The following is a 12,419-nucleotide window of genomic DNA, read 5'->3' on the forward strand; positions in this document are numbered from 1 at the left end:
GCAGTTTTTTCATGAAAACCATCCCACTCCAGGGGGTGATTTCTTTGTCAGTAAAGGCCAGTTTTAAGTCCATCTGCCATGTAAGTTAAAATGACACGGAAAATCGTGCAATTGTGGTCGAAAAAAACAACTCATAGCATTGATAATCAGTGATTTAAAACCTAAAAACCCTAATGGCGGCCATTAGAAATTAAGCCCTAATGACAATTCTGGGTTTAAGCTTTTCGACAAGAGGAGAGTCAGGATCTTTAGCCCTGTACCTTTCAGAAAAGTAACCGTAAAAGCTTCGTGCCGACAGCAGCAAGTGTGCAAGGTTTTCAGCGCTAGCGGCCAGCTGGTAGTCGCTGACAAAAGAGTCTGTCTCCCTCAGACCATTCATTGCAAGGCCAGAAAAGTTAGCCCGGTGATCATAGTCGGCCGCTTCCACAGGTAGATCAAACCCAAATGGAAGCTCATGAAAAAGCACCTCAAAGTCGTAGGCAATGACAGTGGCGTTGGGCAGGCACACCCTCACCACCTCATTGAGCATCCCTTGCGACCTGGCGTAAAACAATGAACCTGCAAACGTGATCAGGTCGAAACTGGTATCAGCGAAGGGTAAATTGATGCCATCAAAATGCACATAGGTTACTTTCGAATGCCCGATAGCCTGTGCCAGCATCTCCTTGCTTGGCTCAGCACCGGTTATTTTTTCGCAGAAATCGGTCAGTGCGACACTCGACTGCCCGGTGCCGCTCCCGATGTCAAGCCCATTGCCATAAACTGCCCCAGGCTTCAGGCACCTTGCAAGGATCACTTGATGCAGGGGTGGGCGGTAGGCATGGTAATGGCGGGCGATGTCGGCGTTGTAATCCTCAGTCATTTTGATCGCTGCTATCCGTTACTTGATGAGGCCAAGCGCTACCTCCATCTCCAGGTCTTTTTCGTTCATCAAATCTTCGATTGTATAACGTACTTCATGGTCTGGCAGTAGCCCCCTGTTGCTGGTCTTTTGGCTGGAAGAGGGTGGGAAGGCCAAATGATACCTCGGAATGCCGATTCGGATGCCTGAATTTGGGAGAACGATGCTTTGGGTAGAGCCCGCTGCAAACCCCTCGTACCGGGTGCCCGTTTCCTCTCCAATAACCGTTGCATTTCCGTACTCTTTCAAATACCTGGCAATTTCCGCTCCGGCAGAGTAGGTTCGACCGTTGACCAGCGCATAGATAGCTCCATCGAAGGCCAGCTTATCCATTTTTGGTAATGAATAATCCTTCTTTTTGCCTTTCCACGATTCTGTAGTTTTGAAAAGTCCCTTCCCCGCTTCTTTCATAATAAAGGGAATCAGGTCGTCAGCAAATTCATTTCTGCCGCCTGTGTTGTCCCGGAGGTCTACGATCAGGCTGGAGACCTGGGAAGTCTTTAGTTGCTCAAATATTTCCTCGTATAGCTTACCTGCCTCAAGGTCATGTTTTTCAACAAGGGATCGGGTAAAGTCCTTGAGCGTCAAAACTGCCACATCACCTTTTATGTCAAACTCATAAACCTGTTTTACTCCAGTTGCTTCTTCTGGCGCAGCAGACTTTCGCTGCTGGTAGTTGGCCGTCCACCCCTCCCTGGTCAATGCCTCGATGGTTACAGTGCTGCGTTGTCCTTGCCTTTTATACTCGAAAGCAAAGCTTTCGGGCTGCTCTACATAGAGGTAATACATCCAGGGGAAGCCCATGGTTAGGCTTTTCAGCCGATAAGTTTCTATGTGACCGTCGGAGGGGATGTAGGGCAACATGCTGGCAATGATATCGGCTGAGGCCCTTCCATTGATCGACAGTATCTCATCTCCTCTTTGGAGTTCTTCGCTGTTGGCGCTGTTGATCCAAACAAAAATGCGGTCGTCGATAACCATGACAGACAGCGGCATGTACTTGTAGGTGTTGTCCACAAATCCTTTGTGTGCTACGTCACTCCAGTCGCCAAGGTTAAAATGCCCTTCGTTGGCCAGCGACACAATTTTGGAAGCCAGGCTGAAGTAAGCCAGGACGGACATGTCGCTTACCACCGAACGTATTACTGCATCCGTCTTTTCTTTAAAGTCGGGATTGTACCCGTAAAGCGCCGGTTCAAATTCTTCTATGCTGCCGATAAGAAACTGCAAGTCTTCTTTCACCTGACTATCCGTGTATGTCTGGGCGACGCTGGCTAAAGTCAACAACGTCAGTATGAAAATGGGCACTATTTTTTGCATGCATGAATAGTTTAGAGTGAACAACCTGGGGCCATGAAATGCCACAGTTTGCGACAACTCCGAATAGCTTTACGATGAATACAATTGGTTAGACAGAGGAACAAGTTCTTAGGTTACAACCATTAATAGGAGAGTTGAATAAACAACTTATTTCTTAAAAGTTGCTAGTTTCACATCACTAGTTCCTGGCATTACCTTCTATAGCATGCAATCAACCAAACAAAAGCTCCACAGGATCATATTCGGGGTAGACACACCCGCTGGCAGGGGTTTCGACATAGCGCTCCTTATCCTCATTGTGGCCAGCATCACCATACTGATGCTGGAGAGTGTAAGTGAGATCAATCGGGAGTGGGCTGCATTTTTCTACCAACTTGATTGGATCATTACTGGCCTGTTTACTATCGAATACGGCCTTCGGCTGTGGACGTCGGAAAAGAAGACTCAATATATATTTAGCTTTTTTGGCATCATCGATTTGCTCTCTATTCTACCCACGTACCTGAGCATCTTTTTCGTAGGAAGTCATGCCCTTGCTATTATAAGGGTGCTTAGGCTGCTGCGGGTATTCAGGGTGCTTAAGCTGGTGCAGTTTATGGGTGAGGCCAGCAAACTTGGTGAAGCAGTGAAATCAAGCTCCAGGAAGATTGTCGTTTTTCTTTTCTTTGTTGTTATCGTCAGCGTTTTTGTTGGCACGTTGATGTATATCATTGAAGGGCGGGAGCATGGTTTCACCAGCATTCCCCGAAGTATTTACTGGGCCATTGTTACGCTCTCGACCGTTGGTTATGGCGATATAGCCCCTCAAACCACCCTGGGGCAGTTTCTGGCGACTATATTGATGGTAACTGGCTACGGGCTTATAGCAGTACCTACAGGGCTGGTAACTGTAGAGCTAGCCAAGGGAAGCACCAATGCCCTGAATCCCTCTGGCAATACCAGCAGGCAGTGCAAGCATTGCGGCAATACTGATCACATCAGGAAAGCGAAGTACTGCTGTGTTTGTGGAAACGAACTAGAAAAGTGATCCGCTACGGCAGCGGTACCCCATTCCGGTCTGTAGTCAGCACTTCACTCATATAATCGAGCCAGGGCCTGATGGTTTTGAACGTCTGACTCACGCTTTTATGGAAACCGCTGGTTAGTACTTCGTCGTCGGTGAAAGTATGCCGGAAAACAAATGATTTATGCCGTAGCAAATCAATGCCCGGGTGGTCGACTGTGTAGCCTCTCGGTGCTGTGGCCACTGTGTTTCCCTGCATGTCGCCATAGGTACTTTTTATGGCTTTTGATCGCAGAATCTTCTGCCAGTCCTCATAGTTGTCATCTATGTCGAAGCGAATGCGTCTTAGGTCTTCAGGGTTGGGATTGAAGAACCCGCAGGCGAGGAAACAGTTGCCCGGCTTGAGGTTGAGGTAATAGCCGCCCCGCTTTTCTTTGTTCGCCCGCCGGAACGACATGGCAAAGCGGGCGTTGTAGGGCGACTTATCCTTACTGAACCGCACATCATTGTAGATCCGAAACAGTGCTTTCTTTCCTGACGGCGTTTCTATCAGGTCATGCTTGTTCATTTCAGCCAGCAGCGCATCGGCAAAGCCCACCATATTGTCGAGCGATGCCTGATACCGGTCTTTGTGCCGGGCAAACCAGTCCCGGTTGTTATTGGCAGCGAGGTCGGTGAGAAACTGGAAGGCAGATGGTTGGATGGAAGATGGGTTCATAGTGGTTTAAAAAAGGACAAAACAGGGCGGTGTGAGAAATAGTTCTCTCTTGTTCTACTCTCTTTGTCGCTCCGGCTTCGCCGAGTGACTTACCTTTTATCTCGCTCCGGCTTTGCCGAGTGACATGTCTCCATTTTTCTTTTAAAAACGCCACTGTCAAAGGCCTCTGGCCGCATCACAACTCGCTTCATCGCCGAGTGACTTACCTTTTATCTCGCTCCGGCTTTGCCGAGTGACATGTCTCCATTATCCTTTTGAAACGTTACTGTTAAAGGCCTCTGGCCGCATCACAACTCGCTCACCTTTAACGGTGACAACGGACAAGCACTGCTATAATACCACGCTTCAGGCTCAATCACATACCCGGCAGCCACAGGGTTTCTATGGATATAGTCTATTTTCTGATCAAGGATAGCCGGATAGCTTAGCTCAACAGGAAAATTGGTTTTTTGCCAAAACATATAATTGGTATTCTGCTTATATCGTTTGGCATACGCCTGAAATATTTCGATCATCCACTGGTTCGCCAGCCCGGTCTTCTCTGCTTTCTCCTGGTTCATTTTTGACCTGCTTAATGATCTCTTTTGAAGTAAAGCTTTTAAAATCTCTGACGATGTGGTTGAGGTCACTTTTCAGGCTTCTTGCAACCATATGAAGATGACTTGGCATGATTACGTAAGCAAAAATTTCCAAGCCTTTGTTCTGTGTGCAAAACGTCAGGCTCTCAATAATCTTATCACAATATCTTTGACGGGTAAACACATCTATCCAGCCAACCACGGGAATACTCAGAAAATAAGGGTGATCAGTGGTGGCTTTTCGTAGTTCAGACATGACAATGAAAATAGCCGCAATTTTTAAAATGTCATAGCAATTAAATGCTTAACATGATTGTGGTAGCGCTCGACAAAGTTCTGTCACTCGGCAAAGCCGGAGCGACAAAACTTTGCCTAGCCTCTTCAAGTGATCATCACCTTTCCAGCACCACCGTCTTCCCTTCCTTCGCCGACCGGATAGCGGCATCCAGTATTTCCACTACTACCATGTTGTTTTCCAGCGACGAAAGTCTGCCCTGCACAGTTTCGTTGAGCTTCGTTTCGCCTCTGATGACGGCCGTAAGAAAATCGAACGGATCGTTGAAGGGCGTTTTCGTGGGCTCCAGCGTCATGGGCTGCTCGGGGTCTGATTGCTTTGCACGCAGGCTCATGCGGGTGCCATCTACCGTTTTGATATAGGCGTTGGTACCAAACACCTCCATGTCTTTACGGCTAAACGTCCAGTTCCACGACGCCTGAATGACGCCCTGGGTTCCGGGGTACTTCACCAGTATCGTGGCCTCGTCGTCTACTTTGGGGTAGATGTCGGGCTTGTTGGTTTGGGTGACTGCCGTTACCGACAACGGTCTTTCGTTGCTCATCAGGTGGGTGAGGAGGTTGGCTCCGTAGCAGCCGAAGTCGATCAAAGCACCGGCTCCGTTGAGCTTAGGATCGGTGAGCCAGTCGAGGAACTCTTTGCCAACACCAATTTCCTTTGGGCCCTGGTGGCCGTCGTTTACCATCACTTTGCGAAGGGTACCCAGGTCGCCGGCTGCTGCCTTAGTAAGGGTTTCCTGCGTGGTGGCGTACCACGTGGTTTCGTAGTTGGTCACCAAAAAAATCTTGTGTTTGTCTGCCAGCGCCTTCATCCGCTTCGCATGTTCGTAGCTCATGGCCAGGGGCTTTTCCACCATCACGTGAATGCCCTTGGGAGCGCACTTCTCCACCACTTCCATGTGGCCGTAGATGTCGTTGAAAGCTGTCACTGCCTCTGGTTTGGTTTTGGCCAGCATCTCGTCCAGGGTAGGGTACACCAGCGACATAGAGAAGCCATATTGTTTTGACAACTTTTCAGCCAGGGCTTTATTGGGCTCAGCAATGCCCACAATTTCCACGTCGCCAGCTTTGGCTTTATTAAGCACCCAGCCCACATGCCCGTGGATAAGGCCGGCCACACCGACTTTCAAAGGCTTTTTGACGGGCTGAGCCAGTGCTGTCAGGGTGACCAGGGTAAAAAGGGAGACTAGTACATATTTCATAGCGAGGTGGTTGTTATATAGGCAGGTAAGTTAAAAGGAATTGTTGAAAAAGGGGAGGGTGTGCTTTACTGGTCACTTTGTATTTTTGTGCTAAGTAGGGGTAGCCGTGGGTATGATCTGCAACCCGTAGGCAAGTTCAGTGGAGAAGCGAGGCGAATGATACAGGATTTGGAGCCAGAAAGCATATGCTAGGAAAGAATAGTGCTAGTTGAATTGTTATTTTATTTTGGAAAGTATATGTTTAGTATTGAGTAATCTTACAGGTATTTTGCTCAACACCCCTCTAGTGAATATATGAAATATAAACGCTAGTGCCAGGCAGGCTGGTGTTTATATGATCGCTTTAGCCAATAAAATGAATCGAAGAACTTATACCATATTCTTCTTTATTTTTCTTGCAATCAGAATAGATTGTCTTGGACAAAAGATAAACAAGACATTCTATGCGGATTCAATTTTCATATACAAGGATTTCAAAGCACATGGAACCACAGCAAATTTGTGGCACCATCACAAGGACTTGGACTCCTTGAAGAGCAAGAAAGAATTGATTAGTCCCTCTGATTTAAAAGCCTTAATAGAAATCACTTCAAGAGCGGAAACCAAGAAATTAATGCAAATGAAGTATGGAGGCCCAATTTGTTATTGGATTGTGAATATTGACAAGACCAGTAAAAGGTTCGCTGCCTTTGTAAGTTCAGATTGGTCTGGAATAGATGATTTGGACGGGATGAGACGATGGATTATTACAGAGCCAAATGACATTAAAAAGTTCGAAGAAATAATAAATAAATATTGGCTATAACATCACCTAAAATACATACGCCCCAAAGGCGACAACAACGTATTTTAGCTTAAGCAATAGCAACAGTTGTGTAGCCTTCGCCTAGGCTTACATTCAAAAATGATATGAAAGTAAAACACTTCCACATTCGGCTGAGCAAAGAAAACCTGCAGCAAGACGAAGACAAGTTGAACGAGTTTATGCAAACAGTCGTAGTCAAAAAAACTGCGACACAAGCTATCACTTCTGGTCAGACAAGCTACTGGTCAATAATTGTTTTCTATGAGGACATTTCAACTCTTGAAACTCATCATACGCCTGCATCAGAAAGGCAACCACCCTTTGACCCATCAATATTAAATGGTGAAGAAAGAAATCGTTATGAAGCATTGAGAATTTGGCGAGCAGACACGGCTGCGAAAGACAATTTTCCAAATTACATTATTGCTTCTAACGCACAACTTGGAGCAATTGCAAGACTTAATCCTGAGGCAAAAGAAGAGCTTAACACACTAAAAGGGTTTGGAGAAAAGAAGGCAGCCAAATACGGTGACGAAATTATTGCAGTGCTAAATTCTATCTGACGAATTATGGCGAATAAGTAATGCAGTAAAAGCAACTCGCTTCAGGGAAGCTTAATTCAAGAAGTTTCCTTTTATTGAAACATTTTCTAGCTTTGTTATGTAGTAGCTAATGGAGATTTAGTGGAGAAAAAGTTCGAGATCAGGTTATTGGAAGAAGCTTTTGAGTTTATCAAAGGCCAAACCGACAAAGTTCAAGACAAGATATTTTATAATATCAGAAAGGCGCAGGTTTTGAATGATCCCAAACTATTTAAGAAGCTGAATCAAAATATTTGGGAATTTCGAACCAAATATGCTGGCCTTCAATATCGAATCCTTGCCTTTTGGGACAAAGAGAATAACGAAATGACGCTCGTTTGTGGTACCCATGGATTTGTCAAGAAAACGGACAAGGTAAGTCCAAAAGAAATTGAAAGGGCCGAGCAAATCAGGCTTGAATATTTTGAACAGAGAACGAGAAAAAAATGAAATCATACAGTTTAGATGAAGCCCAGGACTTGTTAATCGGCAAGATTGGAACACCCAGAAGAGATCAATATGAATTTGAACTCAAACTTGAACTCATTGGCGACATGATCAAGAGGGCACGAAAAGAGCGTCACCTTACCCAGGAACAACTTGGAGTGTTGATTGGCGTTAAGAAATCTCAAATTTCAAAGCTGGAGAATAATGCTAAAAACGTAACTATTGAGACTATCTTGAAGGTTTTTGAGGCTTTGAAAGCCAAAGTAAACTTCAGGGTTGAGCTTCTGAATAACGAATTGAATATTGCTTAAAGAGGGCAATTTCAGAGACTACAAAAGTTTAGGAGACACACCTGAAGTCGGCTAACCGGCAACTGCTTCTGTAGCGCAATCCCAGACTTTCCATCAAACTTTTGTAGTCGTGTAAAAATTGAATTTATCCCAAAATCTGCTCGGCATGCTCCTTCGACTTTACGTCGTCGATGATCCGCTCAATGATGCCCTTCTCGTCGATAATGAAAGTAGTTCTTAACACCCCCATGTACTTCTTGCCAAACATCTGCTTTTCTGCCCACAGCCCGTAGCTCTCAATGATCTTGTTATCGGTGTCGGCCAGTAGGGTGAAGGGCAGGCTGAATTTCTTAATGAAGTTGGTGTGCTTCTTGGCTGAGTCGGGGCTTACGCCGAGCACCTCGTAGCCTTTGGCTTTAAGGGCGCTGAAGTTGTCTCGCAGGTTGCAGGCTTCCACGGTGCAGGTCGGGGTGTTGTCTTGCGGGTAGAAGTAGAGCACTACCTTTTTGCCCTGGAAGTCGGAGAGTTTTACTGTTTTTCCGTTTTGGTCACTTACCTCGAAGTCTGGAGCTTTGTCGCCTGCTTTTAATGCCATTGGTTGTCAGAGTTTTGTTTTGTACACAGTTTGATTACCGGCGTTATCGGTCACTACCACAACAAACTCTCCGTCGAAAGGTTTGCTTCCGTCCAGCTTTTCTGTCCACAGTAATTTTTTCTTGTACTCGTAGTTCAGCAGCACCCATTCGCCATCAATGGTGCCTTTCCAGCTTTTGATGCCAGAAAGGTCATCCTCAATGATCAGGCGGCACTCACTTTTGTTGATCACCGCCGGCTTGATAGTAGGTGGGACAGAATCCGTAGCGACGGTCCAGGTGCCCAAAGAGGTGGTAAGAAAGCTGATCCCATCTTTGTCCCACGCACCGCCCACATAGCCCAGGTTACCTTTGGAGCTGTAGGAGTACACGGCCGACTTTTCTTTATCGTATAGTTGCAGAGGCTTCAGCGTCACCTTTGCCGACCGGCGAAGCGGGTCCAGCACATTGTCGATAGCAAACACTTCTCTGCCGTTTTCTATTTGCTTGTCCTTTACTGCCAGGTAGAGTGTGTCGAACAGGCTGTACCGGTTAAAGGCCACGTCTATGTCCTTATCAAAATAGTTGTATTCGTGATGTGGAGATACCATAGCCTTGAAGTCATATTTTTGCATGGTGCCACACAAATCGACTGAGTCGGGCAGGCCATTTCTCAAATCCCAGAGGTATAAGTCGTTGGCACCCACGTGGTAGACCGGCGGTAGTTCATACGCCTGTCCTGAAGAGTACAACAGAACGTTCTGGCGAGCCACACCATTGGGGTTCATTAGCTCCATCACATTGCCGGTTATTTCATAACCCTCCCGCCTCAGCTTACTGAGACTTTTGATGGTGGCATTGCTTCGCTTCCCCTTATCGCTGAGCGTTGTCTTAAAATACGAGTAGTTGTTGTAGCTGTCCCAGGTTCTGATTTCAAGCTTGTGATCGCTGGAATCCCGGATTTTCAACATGCCCTGCCAGTCTTTGGCTTCGTACACCTTCAACCAGTTGCCGTCGTCTACCCAAAGCTTGGTGAATTTCTGCCCGCTGGTTAAATACTCGCCGTAGTTCATGTGCACCGCCACATTGCGCATTTCGTCGAAGCTCAACTTGGTGATGCTTTGGCTGAACATCTTCTTGTCGTCGAGCATCACCTCAATGCACGGGATGCCGTTTTTGCTCCAGGTGCCGTCGAAGCGGTCGTAGGCATAAATTTCCACGCCAATGGTTCCTTCAAAAGTCAGTGGCGTGTGCATGACAAAACTGTCCCCTTCTTTGGTGACATCAAACTCAAACCTGCCGAACTGGCCATTGATTCTCGACTTGATGTCCATGGTGGTAAAGGCCACCTTTCTGATCAAAGGAGGTGCTTCATCAATGAGCTCTTTGAAGTGAAAGCGCATGGGGTCAAGAATCTTCTGCTCCTGGTCCCGTATTTCAAAATGGAGATGGGGCCCCGAACTGCCTCCGGTGTTACCTGAGGCGGCAAACACTTCGCCTTTCTTGTAGCTGAATTGGTTGCGTGCAGGAAAAAGCTCTACGTCGAAGCTTTCTTTGGCATACTGCTGTGCCCGCACCCATTCGGCCAGGGGCTTACTGAACGACTTCAGGTGACCGTACACGGTGGTCAGGCCATTGGGGTGCGTCATGTACAGGGCATTGCCATAGCCGCCAGTGCTTATTTTTACCCTGCTGATGTAGCCATCGGCAGGTGCATACACTGGCAAGCCTTCTATGCCACTGGTGCGTATGTCAATTCCAGCGTGAAAATGGGTGCCCCTGATTTCACCCATAGTACCGGCCAGGTAGTTGCGCTCTCCCGGCCGGATGGGAAACATCAGGTAGGCAGAGTCATATCCATATTGGGCTATGGCTGTGTTTGCTGTTAGTAAAAATAGAAGTGCTAGTTTATTTAATTTCAAAATCGAGTAGTGCGTCACTTTCCAGGTATCCTTTCAGGTGATCTCCTATTTTGACAGGCCCAACTCCTTTCGGCGTTCCTGTGAAAATAATATCTCCTTTTTTAAGTGTAATGAATTTTGAAATGTAGGCTATAATGGCTTCTATAGAGTTGATCATCAGACCGGTATTCCCAACCTGAACTGGTTGACCATTGAGTTCCAGTTTGAAATTAATGTTCTTCATATCCGCAAACTTTTCCTTCGGAACAAATTTGGAAATCGGAGCTGATCCATTGAATCCCTTGGCAAGCGCCCATGGTAACCCTTTGGCTTTAGCTTTCTGCTGCAAATCCCGTGCCGTGAAGTCGATACCAAGGCCAATGGCGTCGTAGTAGGTCGAAGCGAATTTCTCCTCAACACTTTTCCCTTCCTTACAAATCCTGATAATAATCTCCAACTCATGGTGGATCTCCTTTGTGTAATCGGGAAAGTAGAACGGCTTGTTGTTCAGCAACAGCGCAGTGTCGGGTTTGGTGAAAATAACCGGCTCATCGGGAGTCTCGTTATTGAGTTCTTTGATGTGCTCTACGTAGTTGCGGCCGATGCAAAGGATTTTCATAGTAGTGATGTTTGATGCCAAAATATCTGATAGTCAGCGATTCCGCAACCTATCTTTGATCTGCGTCATTATTATTTGAACAAAGGATCATAATTTTCAGAAATTCCATTCGTTTTCAAACATATTCCGTTAAAGCTAAAAGTAACTCACCTAACACGCACACCGATTGGTATGTAAGCCGAGGGAACGTGCGAAAAAATCATTTCTATAGTATTATTTTTGCCAAATGAAGTTGTTTTGGAGCATTCCAAATCCGACTGGTTTTTGCAGTGTCGAAAGACTGGGGAATCTACTTTGGCAAGAAGCTTGTTAGCATTCACAATAAATTAAGAACAAATGAAGAGGATAATAGCATTGTTAGGCATTGGTGCCACGTTGATTGCTTATAGCTGCTCAACGGTGGCGATCACAGGGAGGAAGCAGCTTGCGCTGGTGCCTGATTCAGAGCTCAACTCCATGAGTTTCACACAGTACGACCAGGTGCTCAGCGAGTCCAAATTGTCCACCAACACGGCCCAGGTGAATCAGGTAAAATCTGTTGGGTTGAAGATTCAAAAGGCAGTGGAGTCATACATGGCCACCAATGGCCTCAGCGATCAGTTGAAGGGTTATAAGTGGGAGTTTAACCTGATTCAGGACGATGAAACGGTGAACGCCTGGTGTATGCCTGGCGGGAAATTGGCTTTCTACACGGCCATTATGCCAATATGCAAAACAGACGAAGGAGTAGCTGTGGTAATGGGACATGAAATTGCGCACGCCATTGCCCGCCATGGCAATGAGCGGATGACGCAGGGCTTGATCCAACAGTTTGGTGGTTTGGCACTGTCTTATGCGGTGAAAGACAAACCGGCGGAAGCGCAGCAGCTGTTTATGACAGCCTATGGTGCAGGCACTACTGTTGGGGCTATGCTGCCTTTCTCTCGTCTTCAGGAGTCTGAGGCTGACAGGATGGGCCTTATTTTTATGGCCATGGCTGGGTACAACCCCAATGAGGCACCAGCTTTTTGGGAAAGAATGGCTGCCAACAGCGGCGGCGGGGCACCTCCGGAGTTTTTGTCTACTCACCCTTCGCACAGCACCCGCATTGCCGATCTGAAAGCACAGATACCTGAGGCGATGAAGTATTATAAGAAGTAGGAAGAATTAAAGAGAGCAATGCGCTACAATTAAAGAGGTTACTATCTG

The 12,419-nt window shown here is 46.6% G+C and carries 15 protein-coding genes; 6 read left to right on the top strand and 9 right to left on the bottom strand.

Going from position 1 to position 12,419, the window contains the following annotated elements; all coding sequences use genetic code 11:
- Positions 1 to 190: 190 nt before the first annotated feature.
- Positions 191 to 862 (bottom strand): class I SAM-dependent methyltransferase, encoded by a 672-nt coding sequence (locus GC130_RS24685; RefSeq protein ID WP_152001049.1) that lies wholly within the window; start codon positions 860 to 862, stop codon positions 191 to 193.
- 18 nt (positions 863 to 880) lie between these two features.
- A complete protein-coding gene (locus tag GC130_RS24690; RefSeq protein ID WP_152001050.1) occupies positions 881 to 2,221 on the bottom strand; it encodes a S41 family peptidase in 1,341 nt (446 codons plus the stop codon).
- Between the two features lie 205 nt (positions 2,222 to 2,426).
- Here GC130_RS24690 and GC130_RS24695 point away from each other — a divergent pair, with 205 nt between their 5' ends.
- On the top strand, positions 2,427 to 3,248 hold the full coding sequence (locus tag GC130_RS24695; RefSeq protein ID WP_152001051.1) for an ion transporter: 822 nt from the start codon (positions 2,427 to 2,429) through the stop codon (positions 3,246 to 3,248).
- 4 nt (positions 3,249 to 3,252) lie between these two features.
- On the opposite strand, the gene GC130_RS24700 is transcribed toward GC130_RS24695, so the two are convergent.
- From GC130_RS24700 to GC130_RS24710, 4 genes are all read right to left on the bottom strand, one after another.
- Entirely contained in the window at positions 3,253 to 3,942 is a 690-nt protein-coding gene (locus GC130_RS24700; RefSeq protein ID WP_152001052.1) for a DUF2461 domain-containing protein, read from the bottom strand.
- Between the two features lie 287 nt (positions 3,943 to 4,229).
- Complete coding sequence (locus tag GC130_RS29000; RefSeq protein WP_226940604.1) at positions 4,230 to 4,502, bottom strand: hypothetical protein; 273 nt, start codon at positions 4,500 to 4,502, stop codon at positions 4,230 to 4,232.
- Entirely contained in the window at positions 4,420 to 4,776 is a 357-nt protein-coding gene (locus tag GC130_RS24705; RefSeq protein WP_226940602.1) for a transposase, read from the bottom strand. Before GC130_RS24705 ends, GC130_RS29000 begins: the two co-directional genes overlap by 83 nt.
- A gap of 136 nt (positions 4,777 to 4,912) precedes the next feature.
- Positions 4,913 to 6,016 carry a Gfo/Idh/MocA family protein gene (locus GC130_RS24710; RefSeq protein ID WP_152001053.1) on the bottom strand — a complete coding sequence of 368 codons (1,104 nt, stop codon included), beginning with the start codon at positions 6,014 to 6,016 and terminating at the stop codon, positions 4,913 to 4,915.
- Positions 6,017 to 6,350: 334 nt separating this feature from the next.
- Between GC130_RS24710 and GC130_RS24715 the strand changes: the two genes are divergently transcribed.
- From GC130_RS24715 to GC130_RS24730, 4 genes are all read left to right on the top strand, one after another.
- A complete protein-coding gene (locus GC130_RS24715; protein WP_152001054.1) occupies positions 6,351 to 6,821 on the top strand; it encodes a hypothetical protein in 471 nt (156 codons plus the stop codon).
- A 104-nt stretch (positions 6,822 to 6,925) separates the two neighbouring features.
- Positions 6,926 to 7,384, top strand: a complete 459-nt coding sequence (locus tag GC130_RS24720) for an HRDC domain-containing protein (RefSeq protein ID WP_152001055.1) — start codon at positions 6,926 to 6,928, stop codon at positions 7,382 to 7,384.
- A 120-nt stretch (positions 7,385 to 7,504) separates the two neighbouring features.
- Positions 7,505 to 7,852, top strand: coding sequence for a type II toxin-antitoxin system RelE/ParE family toxin (locus GC130_RS24725; RefSeq protein ID WP_152001056.1), 348 nt, complete (start codon positions 7,505 to 7,507; stop codon positions 7,850 to 7,852).
- Positions 7,849 to 8,160 carry a helix-turn-helix domain-containing protein gene (locus GC130_RS24730; RefSeq protein ID WP_152001057.1) on the top strand — a complete coding sequence of 104 codons (312 nt, stop codon included), beginning with the start codon at positions 7,849 to 7,851 and terminating at the stop codon, positions 8,158 to 8,160. Before GC130_RS24725 ends, GC130_RS24730 begins: the two co-directional genes overlap by 4 nt.
- 124 nt (positions 8,161 to 8,284) lie before the next feature.
- On the opposite strand, the gene bcp is transcribed toward GC130_RS24730, so the two are convergent.
- The 3 genes from bcp to GC130_RS24745 are packed head-to-tail and all read right to left on the bottom strand — an operon-like array spanning position 8,285 to position 11,231.
- Positions 8,285 to 8,734, bottom strand: a complete 450-nt coding sequence (gene bcp, locus GC130_RS24735) for a thioredoxin-dependent thiol peroxidase (protein WP_152001058.1) — start codon at positions 8,732 to 8,734, stop codon at positions 8,285 to 8,287.
- 6 nt (positions 8,735 to 8,740) lie between these two features.
- The gene (locus GC130_RS24740; RefSeq protein ID WP_152001059.1) at positions 8,741 to 10,633 is read right to left on the bottom strand and encodes a M23 family metallopeptidase; all 1,893 of its coding nucleotides are present in this window, start codon (positions 10,631 to 10,633) and stop codon (positions 8,741 to 8,743) included.
- Positions 10,620 to 11,231, bottom strand: coding sequence for a fumarylacetoacetate hydrolase family protein (locus tag GC130_RS24745; RefSeq protein WP_152001060.1), 612 nt, complete (start codon positions 11,229 to 11,231; stop codon positions 10,620 to 10,622). The genes GC130_RS24740 and GC130_RS24745 overlap by 14 nt, the downstream gene beginning before the upstream one ends.
- A 336-nt stretch (positions 11,232 to 11,567) precedes the next feature.
- On the opposite strand from GC130_RS24745, the gene GC130_RS24750 reads away from it, so the two are divergent.
- Complete coding sequence (locus GC130_RS24750; protein WP_152001061.1) at positions 11,568 to 12,371, top strand: M48 family metallopeptidase; 804 nt, start codon at positions 11,568 to 11,570, stop codon at positions 12,369 to 12,371.
- Positions 12,372 to 12,419: the final 48 nt, after the last annotated feature.

Origin of the sequence: Imperialibacter sp. EC-SDR9 (genome assembly GCF_902498805.1) — a bacterium.
Lineage (GTDB): Bacteria > Bacteroidota > Bacteroidia > Cytophagales > Cyclobacteriaceae > Imperialibacter.